General features: G+C 60.4%; 18 protein-coding genes. 10 read left to right on the top strand and 8 right to left on the bottom strand.

The window, feature by feature from the left end:
• Positions 1–72: 72 nt before the first annotated feature.
• Both HU755_RS23090 and HU755_RS23095 read right to left on the bottom strand, forming a co-directional pair.
• Positions 73–288, bottom strand: a complete 216-nt coding sequence (locus tag HU755_RS23090; RefSeq protein ID WP_186636851.1) for a TIGR02450 family Trp-rich protein — start codon at positions 286–288, stop codon at positions 73–75.
• Positions 285–1,271 (bottom strand): NAD(P)/FAD-dependent oxidoreductase, encoded by a 987-nt coding sequence (locus HU755_RS23095; RefSeq protein ID WP_186551180.1) that lies wholly within the window; start codon positions 1,269–1,271, stop codon positions 285–287. Before HU755_RS23095 ends, HU755_RS23090 begins: the two co-directional genes overlap by 4 nt.
• A gap of 197 nt (positions 1,272–1,468) precedes the next feature.
• Here HU755_RS23095 and HU755_RS23100 point away from each other — a divergent pair, with 197 nt between their 5' ends.
• Together HU755_RS23100 and hemH are read left to right on the top strand one after the other, a co-directional pair.
• Positions 1,469–2,371 (top strand): TIGR01777 family oxidoreductase, encoded by a 903-nt coding sequence (locus tag HU755_RS23100; protein ID WP_186636853.1) that lies wholly within the window; start codon positions 1,469–1,471, stop codon positions 2,369–2,371.
• A gap of 13 nt (positions 2,372–2,384) precedes the next feature.
• The gene (gene hemH, locus HU755_RS23105) at positions 2,385–3,410 is read left to right on the top strand and encodes a ferrochelatase (RefSeq protein ID WP_186636855.1); all 1,026 of its coding nucleotides are present in this window, start codon (positions 2,385–2,387) and stop codon (positions 3,408–3,410) included.
• A 103-nt stretch (positions 3,411–3,513) separates the two neighbouring features.
• Here hemH and HU755_RS23110 read toward each other — a convergent pair whose 3' ends face one another.
• Positions 3,514–4,788 (bottom strand): uracil-xanthine permease family protein, encoded by a 1,275-nt coding sequence (locus HU755_RS23110; protein ID WP_186551183.1) that lies wholly within the window; start codon positions 4,786–4,788, stop codon positions 3,514–3,516.
• A gap of 2 nt (positions 4,789–4,790) precedes the next feature.
• Positions 4,791–5,429 (bottom strand): uracil phosphoribosyltransferase, encoded by a 639-nt coding sequence (gene upp, locus HU755_RS23115; protein ID WP_090286199.1) that lies wholly within the window; start codon positions 5,427–5,429, stop codon positions 4,791–4,793.
• Positions 5,430–5,605: 176 nt separating this feature from the next.
• Here upp and HU755_RS23120 point away from each other — a divergent pair, with 176 nt between their 5' ends.
• The 3 genes from HU755_RS23120 (at position 5,606) to HU755_RS23130 (ending at position 7,156) form a co-directional block, all read left to right on the top strand.
• Entirely contained in the window at positions 5,606–6,163 is a 558-nt protein-coding gene (locus HU755_RS23120; RefSeq protein WP_016773231.1) for a hypoxanthine-guanine phosphoribosyltransferase, read from the top strand.
• A 162-nt stretch (positions 6,164–6,325) separates the two neighbouring features.
• The gene (locus tag HU755_RS23125; protein ID WP_186636857.1) at positions 6,326–6,805 is read left to right on the top strand and encodes a hypothetical protein; all 480 of its coding nucleotides are present in this window, start codon (positions 6,326–6,328) and stop codon (positions 6,803–6,805) included.
• A gap of 63 nt (positions 6,806–6,868) precedes the next feature.
• Complete coding sequence (locus HU755_RS23130) at positions 6,869–7,156, top strand: PA4642 family protein (protein WP_186636859.1); 288 nt, start codon at positions 6,869–6,871, stop codon at positions 7,154–7,156.
• 254 nt (positions 7,157–7,410) lie between these two features.
• On the opposite strand, the gene mqo is transcribed toward HU755_RS23130, so the two are convergent.
• Entirely contained in the window at positions 7,411–8,919 is a 1,509-nt protein-coding gene (gene mqo / locus HU755_RS23135) for a malate dehydrogenase (quinone) (RefSeq protein ID WP_186619789.1), read from the bottom strand.
• A 705-nt stretch (positions 8,920–9,624) separates the two neighbouring features.
• Positions 9,625–9,858 (bottom strand): hypothetical protein, encoded by a 234-nt coding sequence (locus HU755_RS23140; RefSeq protein ID WP_186619790.1) that lies wholly within the window; start codon positions 9,856–9,858, stop codon positions 9,625–9,627.
• 205 nt (positions 9,859–10,063) lie between these two features.
• On the opposite strand from HU755_RS23140, the gene HU755_RS23145 reads away from it, so the two are divergent.
• Positions 10,064–10,648 (top strand): YajG family lipoprotein, encoded by a 585-nt coding sequence (locus HU755_RS23145; protein WP_186551188.1) that lies wholly within the window; start codon positions 10,064–10,066, stop codon positions 10,646–10,648.
• A gap of 193 nt (positions 10,649–10,841) precedes the next feature.
• Here the strand turns inward: HU755_RS23145 and HU755_RS23150 are convergent, their stop codons facing one another.
• A complete protein-coding gene (locus tag HU755_RS23150; RefSeq protein ID WP_186636861.1) occupies positions 10,842–11,048 on the bottom strand; it encodes a hypothetical protein in 207 nt (68 codons plus the stop codon).
• Between the two features lie 193 nt (positions 11,049–11,241).
• Between HU755_RS23150 and HU755_RS23155 the strand changes: the two genes are divergently transcribed.
• The gene (locus HU755_RS23155) at positions 11,242–11,520 is read left to right on the top strand and encodes a hypothetical protein (protein ID WP_186551189.1); all 279 of its coding nucleotides are present in this window, start codon (positions 11,242–11,244) and stop codon (positions 11,518–11,520) included.
• A 133-nt stretch (positions 11,521–11,653) separates the two neighbouring features.
• Here the strand turns inward: HU755_RS23155 and HU755_RS23160 are convergent, their stop codons facing one another.
• Positions 11,654–12,817, bottom strand: a complete 1,164-nt coding sequence (locus HU755_RS23160) for a 1-acyl-sn-glycerol-3-phosphate acyltransferase (protein WP_186636873.1) — start codon at positions 12,815–12,817, stop codon at positions 11,654–11,656.
• A 142-nt stretch (positions 12,818–12,959) separates the two neighbouring features.
• Here HU755_RS23160 and HU755_RS23165 point away from each other — a divergent pair, with 142 nt between their 5' ends.
• The 3 genes from HU755_RS23165 to HU755_RS23175 are packed head-to-tail and all read left to right on the top strand — an operon-like array spanning position 12,960 to position 14,071.
• Complete coding sequence (locus tag HU755_RS23165) at positions 12,960–13,142, top strand: CPXCG motif-containing cysteine-rich protein (RefSeq protein WP_186636875.1); 183 nt, start codon at positions 12,960–12,962, stop codon at positions 13,140–13,142.
• A gap of 9 nt (positions 13,143–13,151) precedes the next feature.
• The gene (locus tag HU755_RS23170) at positions 13,152–13,412 is read left to right on the top strand and encodes a DUF2007 domain-containing protein (protein WP_186551192.1); all 261 of its coding nucleotides are present in this window, start codon (positions 13,152–13,154) and stop codon (positions 13,410–13,412) included.
• Positions 13,413–13,447: 35 nt separating this feature from the next.
• Positions 13,448–14,071: an SOS response-associated peptidase gene (locus tag HU755_RS23175; RefSeq protein ID WP_186636877.1), complete on the top strand. Its 624-nt coding sequence runs from the start codon at positions 13,448–13,450 to the stop codon at positions 14,069–14,071.
• Positions 14,072–14,153 lie beyond the last annotated feature (82 nt).

A 14,153-nucleotide genomic window follows, 5' to 3' on the forward strand; every position in this document is an offset into this window, starting at 1 on the left:
ACGGTGGGTCAGTAGAAGAATTCGTATCTGATACAGCGCTTTCGCGAGCAGGCTCGCTCCCACAAGGGAATTCTATTTCCAGCCGAGTAACCAGTGCTTGCTGTCTTTCAGCACCTGCCAATCCAGGCGCTCGCTGCGCTGGGTCAGCACCGCCTGCAATTCAACCTCCAGCACCGTGCCGTCTTCATCACGGATCAGTTCGGTGACCAGAAAATGTTTCTCGCGATTCTGCGGGTGGGCTGCTGTCCATTTCGACAGCAGCAATTTGCGCGGGTTGATGCGATTCATTGCAGGTGTTCGTGCAAGCGACGTGCAGCCTCCTGACCGCTGAGCCAAGCCCCTTCGACCCGTCCAGACAGGCACCAGTCGCCGCAGGCGTACAGGCCCAGATCGGCGTCGGCCAGCGTCGTCCATTCATGGCCGGTGGCGGGGCGCGCGTAGAGCCAGCGATGGGCGAGGCTGAAGGTTGGCGCGGGCATGGCGCTGTGCAGTAATTCGGCGAACGCACCGTGCAGTTGCTCGATCACGGCTTCCTTGGGCAAGTCGATATGCTGCCGGCTCCATGCGCTGGTGGCGTGCAGCACCCAAGTGTCGAGGGTGGTGTCGCGCCCAGGTTTACTGCGGTTGCGCGCCAGCCAGTCGAGGGGGCTGTCCTGTACGAAGCAGCCTTCGATCGGTGTGTCCAGCGGTGTCTCGAAGGCCAGGGCGACGGCCCAGGTCGGGTCCATTTTTACCCCGGCGGCGGCCCCGGCGAGTTTCGGTGCGGCCGCCAGCAGCGCTGTCGCTTGTGGTGCTGGCGTGGCGATGACCACATGGCTGAACGGCCCGTGGGTGAAGCCTTCGGCGTCTTGCAGGTGCCAGTGCTCTTCACCGCGATAAACCTCGGTGATCCGGCAGGCAAACTGCACGTCCAGACCGTCGAGCAGGCCACGGGTAATGGCGCTCATGCGCGGCGTGCCGACCCAACGGGTCTGCTCGTCCGGGGACAGGTTCAATTGCCCGCCCTGAAAGGTGTACAGCTGCGGCGCCCATTCGGCGGCCCAGCCCTTGCTTTGCCAGCGTTGCACTTCCGTGACAAAACGCCGGTCGCGCGCAGTGAAATATTGCGCACCCAGATCCAGCGAACCTGCATCGCTGCGCTTGCTGGACATGCGCCCGCCGCTGCCGCGGCTTTTATCGAACAGTTGAACGGTATGCCCGGTCTCTGTCAGAGCCTGAGCGGCGGAGAGTCCGGCGATGCCGGTGCCGATGATTGCGATAGGTACAGTCATAGGGGCCTCGTTTACCTTTCTGTACAGACTACGCCGTCGATGAAACCTGTACAATTATGTTTTTTGGTATAACTTCTAGCATTCTCGTTCTGACAGCTTGGCCTATTGTTAAACCATAGAGCCTGCTCGATCGAAAAGATCCCTGCCTATAAAAATAGACTAGTGATCCGGGTTAAACGCCACGCGAGGAAGATGTCATGCACATATTGCTGACCGGCGGTACTGGTTTGATAGGACGTCAGCTCTGCCGGCACTGGCTGGAGCAGGGGCATCGCCTGACCGTGTGGAGTCGACGCGCGCACAAGGTCGCGCAGATTTGTGGGCCGGGCGTTCGCGCGATTGCACGACTGGAGGACCTCGGCGAGGAGCCGCTGGACGCAATCGTCAATCTCGCCGGCGCGCCAATTGCCGACCGGCCGTGGACCCATCGACGCAAGGCGTTGTTGTGGAGCAGCCGTATCACCCTGACCGAGACCTTGCTGGCGTGGCTGGAAACTCGCGTACAGAAACCGGCGTTGCTGATATCCGGCTCGGCGATCGGCTGGTACGGCGACGGTGGCGAACGCGAGCTGACAGAAGAATCGCCGCCCGGCATCGACGATTTTGCCAGCCAGCTGTGTATCGCCTGGGAAGAGACCGCCCTGCGCGCCGAGAACCTCGGCATCCGCGTAGTGCTGCTGCGAACCGGTCTGGTGCTGTCGGCCGAGGGCGGCTTTTTGTCGCGGCTGTTGCTGCCGTTCAAGCTCGCGCTTGGCGGGCCTTTGGGCAATGGTCGGCAGTGGATGCCGTGGATTCACATCGAAGATCAAATCGCCTTGATTGATTTTCTTCTGCACCATCATCAGGCGAGCGGTCCTTATAATGCCTGCGCGCCGAAACCTGTGCGCAACCGCGAATTTGCCAAGACCTTGGGCAGTGTCTTGCACCGCCCGGCGTTCATGCCGATGCCGACCCTGGCGCTGAAGGTCATGCTCGGCGAGCTGTCACTGTTATTGCTCGGCGGCCAGCGCGCCACGCCGGCACGTTTGCTCGAAGCGGGCTTTACCTTCCGCTTTACGGATTTACGCGCGGCCCTGGATGATCTCTCCAGCCGCCTCTGAAATAGGACGTTGCATGACCGATCACGCTTTGCTTCTGGTCAACCTGGGCTCTCCGGCCTCCACCTCGGTGGCCGATGTGCGCAGCTACCTCAATCAATTTCTGATGGACCCGTACGTGATCGACCTGCCATGGCCGCTGCGGCGGCTGCTGGTGTCGCTGATCCTGATCAAGCGCCCAGAGCAATCGGCGCATGCCTACGCGTCGATCTGGTGGGAGGAGGGCTCACCGCTGGTGGTGCTCAGCCGCCGCTTGCAAGCGCAAATGGCCGAGACGTGGAAACACGGCCCGGTGGATCTGGCGATGCGTTATGGCGAGCCGTCGATCGAAACCTGTCTGTTGCGGCTGGTGAAAGCAGGGCACAGGAAAATCACCTTGGCGCCGCTGTATCCGCAGTTCGCCGACAGCACCACGACCACCGTGATCGAAGAAGCGCGACGCGTGCTGCGCGAGAACAAGCTCGACGTGAAGTTATCGATCCTGCAACCGTTCTACGATCAGCCGGAATACATCGAAGCACTGGCCGCCAGCGCCCGCCCGCATCTGCAGCAGGATTACGATCATTTGCTGCTGAGCTTTCATGGCTTGCCGGAGCGGCATCTGACCAAACTCGACCCGAGCGGCAAGCACTGCCTCAAGGGCGCCGACTGCTGTCAGACCGCCTCGCCGGCGGTGTTGGCGACCTGTTATCGGGCGCAATGTTTCCGTACCGCCGCCGCCTTCGCCAAGAGCGTGGGCTTGCCGGACGGAAAATGGTCGGTATCGTTTCAGTCGCGCCTGGGGCGAGCGAAGTGGATCGAGCCTTACACCGAAGCGCGGCTGGATGAGCTGGCCAAAAGTGGCGTGAAAAAGATTCTGGTGATGTGCCCGGCGTTCGTCGCTGACTGCATCGAGACGCTGGAAGAAATTGGTGATCGCGGCAAGGAACAATTCCGCGAAGCGGGGGGCGAGGAGCTGGTGCTGGTGCCCTGCCTGAACGACGACCCGCAATGGGCCAGGGCGTTGGCGACTCTCTGCGAACGAGCGCCGCTGGCCCTCTAAAGCAAATCGCGAGCAGGCTCACTCCTACAATTTGGAATGCGTACCCCTGTAGGAGTGAGCCTGCTCGCGATAGCGATGTCTCAGACGATGAAGATCTAAAGACTTAAATCAGCGGCTCATCCGCCTTCTTCTGCTTCCAGCCGTCATTGCCCGGCAGGATCAGGTTCAGCGCAATCGCCACCACTGCGCACAGTGCGATGCCTTTGAGGCCGAAGTCATCCGGGCCAGTGCCGGTGCCGACCAGCACACCACCAATGCCGAACACCAGCGTCACCGAGACGATCACCAGATTGCGCGCTTCGCCCAGGTCGATTTTGTGGCGGATCAGGGTATTCATGCCCACCGCCGCGATCGAACCGAACAACAGGCACAGAATCCCGCCCATCACCGGCACCGGAATGCTTTGCAGCAGCGCGCCGAACTTGCCGATGAACGCCAGGGTGATGGCGAAAATCGCCGCCCAGGTCATGATTTTCGGGTTGTAGTTTTTGGTCAGCATCACCGCGCCGGTTACTTCAGCGTAGGTGGTGTTGGGCGGGCCGCCGAACAGCCCGGCCGCGGTGGTGGCGATGCCGTCACCGAGCAGGGTGCGATGCAGGCCCGGCTTCTTCAGGTAATCGCGACCGGTCACACTGCCCACGGCAATCACGCCGCCGATGTGCTCGATCGCCGGGGCCAGCGCCACCGGAACGATGAACAGAATCGCCTGCCAGTTGAACTCCGGCGCGGTGAAGTGCGGCAGGGCGAACCAGGGCGCCGCGGCAATCTTCGCGGTATCGACCACGCCGAAATAAAACGACATGGCGAAACCGACGAGCACACCGGAGATGATCGGCACCAGACGAAAGATGCCTTTGCCGAACACCGCCACGATCAGCGTGGTCAGCAGTGCCGGCATCGAGATCAACATGGCGGTCTGGTAGTGGATCAGCTCGGTGCCGTCGCCAGCCTTGCCCATCGCCATGTTCGCGGCGATCGGCGCCATGGCCAGGCCGATGGAAATGATCACCGGGCCAATCACCACCGGAGGCAGCAAACGGTCGATAAAACCGGTGCCTTTGATCTTCACGGCAAGGCCGAGGAAGGTGTAGACGAAACCGGCCGCCATCACCCCGCCCATGGTCGCGGCGAGGCCGAACTGGCCCTTGGCGAGGATGATCGGGGTGATGAAAGCGAAGCTCGACGCCAGAAACACCGGCACCTGCCGCCCGGTGACGATCTGGAACAGGATCGTCCCCAGACCTGCGGTAAACAGGGCCACGTTCGGATCAAGGCCGGTGATCAGCGGCATCAGCACCAAAGCGCCGAACGCCACGAACAGCATCTGCGCGCCGGACAGCACCGTGCGCCAGAGCGGATCGTTGAACTCTTGCTGCATGCTTACGCGTCCTTCTGCTTGGTGCCGAAGATCTTGTCACCGGCGTCGCCAAGCCCAGGGATGATGTAACCGTGCTCGTTCAGACGTTCGTCGATGGACGCGGTGTAGATGGTCACGTCCGGGTGCGCCTTTTCTACGGCGGCAATGCCTTCCGGCGCGGCCACCAGGACCATGGCGCGGATGTCGCGGCAACCGGCCTTTTTCAGCAGGTCGATGGTCGCGACCATGGAACTGCCGGTGGCGAGCATCGGGTCGATGATCATGGCCAGGCGTTCGTCGATTTCCGGAACCAGTTTTTCCAGATACGTATGCGCTTGCAGGGTTTCTTCGTTGCGGGCAACGCCCACAGCGGACACCTTGGCACCCGGGATCAGGCTCAGCACGCCTTCGAGCATGCCGATACCGGCGCGCAGGATCGGCACGACGGTGATCTTCTTGCCGGCGATCTTCTCCACCGACACGGTGCCGCACCAGCCGGCAATGTCGTAGGATTCGAGCGGCAAATCTTTGGTGGCTTCATAGGTCAACAGGGCGCCGACTTCCTGAGCGAGCTCGCGGAAATTCTTGGTGCTGATGTCAGCGCGGCGCATCAGGCCGAGTTTATGACGGATCAGCGGATGGCGGATCTCGAGGATGGGCATGGGAAAGGCTCCGGCGGCGGGCAAAAAAACCGGCCTAGATTAATCTATCCGACAGTGATGTCCTATAGGACATTCTGTACGTTAGTCCATAAGAGCTTGATTCGGTCCTGCGAGATGCGTACCTTTGCCCGCTTTTCGCAACCATGCCCCCCACCCGCCAACCCCTGGAGAGCGCCATGTCCGCTGATCTCGAGCATATCCGTCAAATCATGCGAGAGGCTGACTGCCTGTACACCGAGTCTGAAGTCGAGGCGGCCATCGCCCGCGTCGGTGCACAAATCAACGAACAACTGGCCGACAGCAACCCGGTGGTCTTCTGCGTGATGAACGGCGGCCTGATCTTCTCCGGCAAACTGCTGACGCATCTGCAGTTCCCGCTGGAAGCGTCCTACCTGCACGCGACCCGTTATCGCAACGAAACCAGCGGCGGCGACCTGTTCTGGAAAGCCAAGCCGGAAGTCTCGTTCATCGACCGCGACGTGCTGATCATCGACGACATCCTCGATGAAGGTCACACCCTGGGCGCGATCATCGATTTCTGCAAACACGCCGGCGCGCGCAAAGTGCACACCGCCGTGCTGATCGACAAGGACCACGACCGCAAGGCGCGCCCTGACCTGAAAGCCGATTTCGTCGGCCTGCCGTGCATCGACCGCTACATCTTCGGCTACGGCATGGACTATAAGGGCTACTGGCGCAACGCCAATGGGATCTACGCCGTTAAAGGCATGTAATCCTCTGCACCATCCCCCTGTAGGAGTGAGCCTGCTCGCGATAGCGTCATACCAGCCAACATCTACGTTGCTGACAGACCGCTATCGCGAGCAGGCTCTCTCCTACATTTGTTTGTGTGATACCCATGCTAGAGTGCTTGGCCCCGCCCTCCGGAGCCTGTCATGCGCCTCTTGATCCGCATTCTCGCCGCCCTGTTTCTGACCCTCAGCCTGCCGCTGGCCGCCGCGCCGATGCACAGTCAATTCCTGCCGCCGGACGACCTGACCCTGCGCGACGCCGAACCCGAGCAGCAGCAACTGCTGCAGGTCAGCGAATATTCGGTGGTGGTCGGCGCGCAGCGTCAATCGAATCAGCAGCCGATTCCGGTCACTTCGTCGTTGTTGATTCGCCTCAAGGGCAAGTCGCTGAATAAAGGCGCGACCATCAATCAGGTGCTGGTGAGTTTCGATGGCGAAAGCAAAAGCCTGAAAAAGCCGCTTTACGACGACAAAAGCAAAACCCTGACGCTGTTTTACCCGCTCGCTCAATACCGCGTGGTGATGGACCTGCTGCGCAACGACACGGTGTATGTGCAGTTCCTCAGTTACGCCAACGGCCACATCTGGGCCGATTTGCACACCGGCGCGGTGCGAGCGCGTTGAGCCGGGCGGCCGGGCAGGGGTAAACTGCCGGCCCCGTATGATGTCTGCGAGCTGGAGTCGGCAATGCGTAAAGATAAGAAACAAGTGATTGGTGACGAGATCGGCGATGAGCAGATCAAGCTGTTCCTCGATTTTGAACCGGTCGACGCCACTTCGCCGTCGCTGCACAAACTGATCAAGGCCTACCGTGGGCTGCGCATCGATGATTTCGAGCGTTTTCTGGGCTTCTTCGTCGCGGCAGGTTACGACCTCGATGGCAAGGACGCGCAGGGCAAGACTTTTGTTGAGCTGATCGCCGATCAGCGTAATGCGGCCGAGTACATCGAGTTGATCGACAAGGCCCGCACTTGAGGTGTCCGCGATACCTGTGGCGAGGGGATTTAGCGAAACGTCGCACCGCCCCGTTGGGCGGCGAAGCGGCCCTGAAACCTGTATGCAGGGTGTGTCAGGCACACCGCAACTAATTTGCGACTGCTGCGCAGCCGAGCGGGGATAAATCCCCTCGCCACAAAGGTTGTGTTGTGAGCCAGCAGTATTGGTTGTTACCTGGGCATAAAAAAACGCCCCGCACTCAGTGAGTACGGGGCGTTTTTCATGCGGCGCGATCAAGCGAAGCTTGGTGTCTCGCTGCTTTCTTCAACCAGTTCCAGCGCGATGTTGTTCTGCGTGTTGATCTTGCGATACAGCGCAGCATCGGTTTCCAGCACCTTTTCACGGGCCGGGAAGATTTCCGCCAGTTTGGCCGCCCACTCGCCGGACGCCTTGGCCGGGAAGCACTTCTCGATCAGTTCCAGCATGATCGAAACCGTCACCGAGGCACCTGGGGATGCGCCGAGCAGTGCGGCGAGGGAGCCGTCTTTCGCGGCAACCAGTTCGGTGCCGAACTGCAGGATGCCACCCTTTTTCGGATCTTTCTTGATGATCTGCACCCGCTGGCCGGCCACTTCCAGGCGCCAGTCTTCGGCTTTCGCCTGCGGGTAGAAACGGCGCAGGGATTCCAGACGCTGTTCCATCGATTGCATCACTTCGCTGACCAGGTACTTGGTCAGGTCCATGTTGTTTTTCGCCACGGCCAGCATCGGCCCGATGTTGCCGGCGCGAACCGACAGCGGCAGGTCCATGAAGGAGCCGTGCTTGAGGAACTTGGTGGTGAAGCCGGCGTATGGCCCGAACAGCAGGGATTTCTTGCCATCGACTACGCGGGTGTCCAGGTGCGGCACCGACATCGGTGGCGAACCTACGGCAGCCTGGCTGTAGACCTTGGCCTGATGCTGCTTGACCACTTCCGGGTTGTCGCAGCGCAGCCACTGGCCACTGATCGGGAAGCCGCCGAAGCCTTTGCTTTCTTCGATGCCCGAGGCCTGCAGCAATGGCAGCGCCGCGCCACCGGCGCCGAGGAAGACGAATTTGGCGTCGACTTCACGGGTGTTGCCGTTGTTGACGTCCTTGATGCTGACGGTCCAGCCGGCGCCGTTGCGCTTGAGGCCGGTAACGCGCTTGCAGTATTTGACTTGGGTATCCGGCGCGCTGGTCAGGTGCTTGAGCAACTGATTGGTGAGGGCGCCGAAGTTGACGTCGGTGCCGTTCATCACGCGAGTGGCGGCAAGGACTTCGTCCGGCGAACGGCCCGGCATCATCAGCGGCATCCACTCGGCCATCTTGCCTTTGTCTTCGGTGTATTCCATGTCGGCAAATGCATGGTGCTTGCTCAACACGTTGAAGCGTTGCTTGAGGAACGACACACCACTGTCACCCTGCACGAAACTCAGGTGCGGGACCGGGCTGATGAAGGATTTGCACGAGCCGAACGTGCCTTTTTTGGTCAGGTACGACCAGAACTGCTTCGACACCTCGAACTGGGTGTTGATGTGCACGGCTTTCTTGATGTCGACGCTGCCATCGGCCGCCTGCGGCGTGTAGTTCAGCTCGCACAGGCCGGCGTGGCCGGTACCGGCGTTGTTCCACGGGTTGGAACTCTCCGCGGCACCGGAATCCATCAGCTCGACGACTTCCAGCTTGATCGCGGGGTCGAGCTCTTTGAGCAGCACGGCCAGGGTGGCACTCATGATGCCGGCCCCTACCAGAACTACGTCGACTGCTTCGTTATGCGCCATTTAACGCGTCTCCCAAATCTGCAGCACCAAATTGTCGGCATGGCTGCCAGGCGTTCCAGGGCAGGTCAGTGGGCCCGGGCTATCCGTGGTCAGGTTCGCCATGTCCGAATCTTCGCAATTTTTCGCAACTTCGACGGATGCGTGCGGCCTGGTTTCAAGCGTTCAATGAACGCATTTTCGCGCAGGGCTGGCAATTCGACTTATGGTCGAGACATCCGTTTTCGTGCAACCAAATCCGTAGCGGACAGGCTTCAGGCTCCGATGTTCGAGGTATACCCGGTCCTGTGTCGTTGGGCTGTTTCAGACGCTAATGGTGCATGTTCAGACGCAAAACTATTCATTTGCTCGCCACACTCTTGTGAAGTTGTGAAAACCCGTTTTTTTCACGCTCTTTTGAAGACGTGAACCTCAAAAAAGGGCTGCCTTGGCCTGGCACCTGCCCGCAAGGGCAAAACAACGCGGTGGCCGAGCGTATGACAGCTCTGCAGATTCGCGAAAAGCAGGGGTTTTGCCGGAAGAACAGGCAAGCGCGCCAACTTCACTCGATCTGTGTGGGCGGCTCTCTGTGGGCGATTTTGATGTCGATGCAAGCGCATTGACGCTGTTGCGGGGCCCGATCAGGAGACGTCCTTATAATCGGGGGGAGATTGTAGCGAAGAAATGCGCGCAGTTGCTCGTGTTTAATGACTTTTATTAGGTATCCGGTCAGATGCTCAACTGCACCTGGGGCCGTGCGCGCATTTGTCGCGCTACCACCCGGGCGCTGGCCGGCAGCGGCTGGTTCAACCAGGTCAGGCGAATTTCTTCGATTTCCACCCAGCCGTCGCCCATCGGTTGCAGGCTGCACTGTTTGAAAGCCTGGCAGTGACCGTTGCGATCGAGCAGGGCAAAGCTGCGGTGGAGCGGGCGTGGCGCGAACAGCGAGATCAAATAACGCATGGCAGAGTTCCTTGAAGGAGGACTGTTTCAAAGCTTGCCGGCGAGCCGTGACGTCAAGGTGTATGGACGGTGAAGAATGTATGACAGGAACCGCCTTCGACGGGGTGTGTCAGACATTTCAGTATTCACCGCGTCCCGCTGGTGAGCTGCAGTGGCCCACCGCTATACTGCCGGCCTGTTTGTGCCTGATTCTGGAGAGAAGAGCATGTTGCAACGCCTGTTGTTCGGTTTGATCACTGTCGCCGGTTTGACCCTGGCCGGCTGCGCCCACAGCCCGCAACAACTGAATCCGGAGCCGAAGCTGACCACGCAACTGGCACCGGTCGGTCGCGGCCAGCCTGTGGTCGTGCGTGTCGTCGACGGCCGTCCTTCGCCAACCCTGGGCACCCGTGGCGGTCTGTACCCGGAAACCAGCGCCATCACCGTGCAGCGCGAGCAGATCCTGCCCAAGCTGCAGGCCCAGGCTGAAGCCGCTGTGCGTTTGCTGGGGTTCACCCCGACCAACAACGCGCCGAACGCGCCGCAGTTGACCGTGACCCTGGCCGAGCTGAAATATCAGTCGCCGAAAGAAGGCATGTACGTGACCGAGGCGACCATCGGCGCGACCTTCCGCTCTGACGTGCAAAACGCCAACCGTCGTTACAGTGGCCGTTACGGCGCTTCGCTGGACCAGCGCTTCGGCATGGCGCCGAACCAGGAAACCAACACCAAACTGGTCAGCGATGTATTGAGCGATGCGCTGACGCGTCTGTTCAAGGATCCGACCGTGGGTCAGGTGCTGGCCGAGTAAGTTATCGGCAACTGTGAAAAAGCCCGGGGCCAGTGATGGTTCCGGGCTTTTTTTTGCCTGCCGATATTCTTGATTCACCACCGCCCCTTGTAGGAGTGAGCCTGCTCGCGATGGCGCTCTGTCAGTAACATCAATGCTGGCTGACAATACGCTATCGCGAGCAGGCTCACTCCTACAGGGGAACGGTGGTGAATCAGGCGGCTTGGGAATAGAAATCGAGCACGCTCACCCCTGTCAGCCAATCAGTTTCGGGCAAGTCCGCATGCTGATGCCCGCCCAGCGCGCAATACACCAGCCAATGGCGATCCTGCACATTGAAGGCAAGGCTGCCGACCAGACTTTGCTGTTCGTCGTAAGGGGTGATGAGGTACAGGCGATCCTGGTTTTCAGCGTGCAGCATGTCGCGTTCCATGTGTGTTTCGAGGCGCGCAGGGTGAAGCATCCACATGACGATGCCGTGACACAGGACAGCCATCGGTCGATTGTCAGGTTATTTATCGCAAAGGCCGGGGCAGGGTGGCCAGGTTTGGGTAGAATTCGCGCCGCGGTCGTCGATCTGGCGCCTGCCACACCGATTTAGATTGAGGTCTGTGATGTCGTTGCACTTGATGACGCTGTTTACCGCCCATCCCGCCAAACTGATCAACCTGCTGGCCTTGCTGCTCGCGTTCCCCGGCAGTTGGCTGCTGCACGCAACCCGTCGCCGTGAGCAACGCGCGCAGGCCAGTCTTGCCGCACAGCGTCAGGCGCAGCCGAATGTCGAGCCGATTCTGGATTGGGCGACATTGCGCATGAACCGGTTTTTCTATCGTTTCGGTTTTGCCTGTCTGGGGCTGGCCCTGATCGTCTCCTGGATCAGCACGCGCTTCTGAAAGCAAAAGCAAATCCTGTGGCGAGGGGATTTATCCCCGTTGGAGTGCGCAGCGCTCCCCAGTTTCTTACCTGAGAAAAACAGGGCCTGCTGCGCAGTCCAGCGGGGATAAATCCCCTCGCCACAGCTGTTGCCTACAATGGCAACCCGGCCTTGACCCGGTACTGATTACGCACCGGCGTCGCGTATTGCAGCACCAGGTACGGACGATGCTCCTCGGGGCAGGCGTCCAGCCGGTTCTGCCATTCTTCCTGCGCCTTGGCCAGTTCGTCCGCCGGGAAGACTTCGGCCGCCTTCGGCACATTCAATTGCGGATCGACATCGGCCCACTGTGCATACGCCAGGTAATGCACCGGGAACAGCCGGTAGCCGCCGAGAATCTGCTTGTCCATCTCGATCGCCAATTGCTTGGTGTCTTCGAACAACTCGGTGATCGGCGCAGCGAAGTTCACGTGCACCCGGCCCTTGTAGCCAGTGATGCCCTTGGCGATGCTCACATCATCTTCACCGGGCGCCTTGGTGTAGGTGCCGGTGGTGGCGCGGATGTACAACTCGCGGGCCTTGGCCTGGTCGCACGGGTCGTATTCATAGCTGATCGACACCGGCGTGAGGTTCAGTGAACGAATCACTTCACCGAACGGCTCGTCCTTGCGGCTCATGTGGAACATCTTGAGGATCGCCGACTCGGTGCGGTCATCGCCATCCTTCGCCCGGCCTTCGGCCTGAGCGATCCAGATCGAGGCGCAATCGTTGCGGATCGAGTGGTTGATGTAGGCCGACAACAATTGATACGCGGCCATTTTCTCGCGGCGGCCCGTGATCGAACGGTGGACGATAAAGCTCTTGTTCAAACGCATCAGGTCGCTGACAAACGGCTTTTGCAGCAGGTTGTCGCCGATGGCGATGCGTGGCGTCGGCAGGCCCGCGTGGTACACGGCGTAATTGACGAAGGCCGGGTCCATGACGATGTCGCGGTGGTTGGCGATGAACAGGTAAGCGCTGCCGGACTTGAATTGCTCGACCCCGGTGTAGGTCACGCCGTCGGTGGCGCGCTCGATGGTGTGGTCAACGTAGAACTCGACTTTGTCCTGTAAGGTAGCCACGGACGTCACGTCGGCAAACTCACGACGCAGCCGATGGGCTATAAGAGGTTTGAGCATCCAGCCGAAGGCACCGGCAAAACGCGGGAAGCGGAAGTGGGTGAGGATATCTAGAAACGCCTTGTCGCCGAGCAGCCTTGCCAGTACCGCAGGTACTTCGCTGTCGTCGTAAGGTCGGATGGCATCGAATTCGCCCATCATGCTCTCTTGTTGGAAACGGCTAGGGTAAGTTAGGGGTTTGATCGAAAACCCGCAGGGCACGGTCTGAAAAAGTAGCCAGACAAAAATAGCCCTGCAAATAGACCGGCGATTATACGCACAAGTCACCTGGGAGACCGCGATGCTGGAAGCCGCTGAGTATGAATGTCCGTATTGTGGGGAATTGGTCGAGACCTCCGTGGATCTGTCCGCAGGCGACCAGACGTATATAGAGGATTGCCAGGTGTGCTGCCGACCGATCACCTTTGTCCTGCAAGTACACGGTGAGGACTGGTTTCTCGAAGTCTTCAGCGAAAACGAGTGAGGGTCGCGTATGCAGCGAATCTACGAACCGGCCAGCCTGATGGAAGGCGAAATGCTCAAGGGCATGCTCGCCAGCGAAGGCATCGAGGCGCATCTGGTCGGGCAGAATCTGCTAGGCGGCACGGGCGAACTGCCGATTTTTGGCCTGCTCGGCCTGTCCGTCGATAACGATCAGGCCGAATACGCCCGCGAGCTGATCACCGCGTACAATGCCGCGCTGCCGCTGCCCGGCGACGAACCGGAGAGCTTCCCCGGGACGCTGGTCTGTTAGGCTGACGTTCGTTTGATCAAGAGTCGTGTTGCCCCATGTGTGGACGTTATGCCCTGTTTCGCTGGAACCGCGACTTCGCGGCCCTGCCAGGTTTTCCCGCCGATCAGCAGGCGCAGTGGAACATTTCCCCCAATGATTCGGTGTTGATGCTGCGTGCCGCTGAAAACGGCGAGCGCACATTGGCCCGTGCGCGCTGGGGTCTGACGCCGCCGTGGCTGACCGACCTGTCGAAAACCCCCGCCCATGCCCGGGCCGAAACCGTGGCCGAGCAGCCGATGTTTCGTGAGGCGCTGCGCTTGCGCCGTTGTCTGCTGCCGGCCAACGGTTTCTACGAATGGCGCGGCACCCAGCGCAAGCGGCCATACTGGCTGACGCCGGGGGAGGGCTCGTCGCTGTTTTTCGCGGCGATCTGGGAGGCGTATCCGGTGCAGGAACAGGTCTGGCTGAGCACGGCGGTGATCACCCAGCCGGCGGCCAGTCAGCGCCGGCCTTTGATTCTCGATGAGGCCGGGCAGGCGGCATGGCTTGATCCCGAGACGCCGCTGCATGTCTTGCAGGGATTGCTTGCCAGTGAGCCGGCGGCGCTGCGTGAGCGGGTGCTGGCGAATCTGGTGAATGATCCGAAGCTCAATGGGCCGGAGTGTTTGACCCCGGGTTGAGTTGTCTGTGCCGGCCCTTTCGCGAGCAGGCTCGCTCCCACAGGGGAGTGCATTCCAAATGTAGGAGTGAGCCTGCTCGCGA

This window comes from Pseudomonas sp. SWRI111 (assembly GCF_014268555.1).
GTDB classification, from domain to species: domain Bacteria; phylum Pseudomonadota; class Gammaproteobacteria; order Pseudomonadales; family Pseudomonadaceae; genus Aquipseudomonas; species Aquipseudomonas hamedanensis.

Bases quoted from the DNA above. Each gene is read 5' to 3' on its own strand.
- HU755_RS23090 (WP_186636851.1), bottom strand. From the start codon at position 288: ATGAATCGCATCAACCCGCGCAAATTGCTGCTGTCGAAATGGACAGCA.
- HU755_RS23095 (WP_186551180.1), bottom strand. From the start codon at position 1,271: ATGACTGTACCTATCGCAATCATCGGCACCGGCATCGCCGGACTCTCC.
- HU755_RS23100 (WP_186636853.1), top strand. From the start codon at position 1,469: ATGCACATATTGCTGACCGGCGGTACTGGTTTGATAGGACGTCAGCTC.
- hemH (WP_186636855.1), top strand. From the start codon at position 2,385: ATGACCGATCACGCTTTGCTTCTGGTCAACCTGGGCTCTCCGGCCTCC.
- HU755_RS23110 (WP_186551183.1), bottom strand. From the start codon at position 4,788: ATGCAGCAAGAGTTCAACGATCCGCTCTGGCGCACGGTGCTGTCCGGC.
- upp (WP_090286199.1), bottom strand. From the start codon at position 5,429: ATGCCCATCCTCGAGATCCGCCATCCGCTGATCCGTCATAAACTCGGC.
- HU755_RS23120 (WP_016773231.1), top strand. From the start codon at position 5,606: ATGTCCGCTGATCTCGAGCATATCCGTCAAATCATGCGAGAGGCTGAC.
- HU755_RS23125 (WP_186636857.1), top strand. From the start codon at position 6,326: ATGCGCCTCTTGATCCGCATTCTCGCCGCCCTGTTTCTGACCCTCAGC.
- HU755_RS23130 (WP_186636859.1), top strand. From the start codon at position 6,869: ATGCGTAAAGATAAGAAACAAGTGATTGGTGACGAGATCGGCGATGAG.
- mqo (WP_186619789.1), bottom strand. From the start codon at position 8,919: ATGGCGCATAACGAAGCAGTCGACGTAGTTCTGGTAGGGGCCGGCATC.
- HU755_RS23140 (WP_186619790.1), bottom strand. From the start codon at position 9,858: ATGCGTTATTTGATCTCGCTGTTCGCGCCACGCCCGCTCCACCGCAGC.
- HU755_RS23145 (WP_186551188.1), top strand. From the start codon at position 10,064: ATGTTGCAACGCCTGTTGTTCGGTTTGATCACTGTCGCCGGTTTGACC.
- HU755_RS23150 (WP_186636861.1), bottom strand. From the start codon at position 11,048: ATGCTGCACGCTGAAAACCAGGATCGCCTGTACCTCATCACCCCTTAC.
- HU755_RS23155 (WP_186551189.1), top strand. From the start codon at position 11,242: ATGTCGTTGCACTTGATGACGCTGTTTACCGCCCATCCCGCCAAACTG.
- HU755_RS23160 (WP_186636873.1), bottom strand. From the start codon at position 12,817: ATGGGCGAATTCGATGCCATCCGACCTTACGACGACAGCGAAGTACCT.
- HU755_RS23165 (WP_186636875.1), top strand. From the start codon at position 12,960: ATGCTGGAAGCCGCTGAGTATGAATGTCCGTATTGTGGGGAATTGGTC.
- HU755_RS23170 (WP_186551192.1), top strand. From the start codon at position 13,152: ATGCAGCGAATCTACGAACCGGCCAGCCTGATGGAAGGCGAAATGCTC.
- HU755_RS23175 (WP_186636877.1), top strand. From the start codon at position 13,448: ATGTGTGGACGTTATGCCCTGTTTCGCTGGAACCGCGACTTCGCGGCC.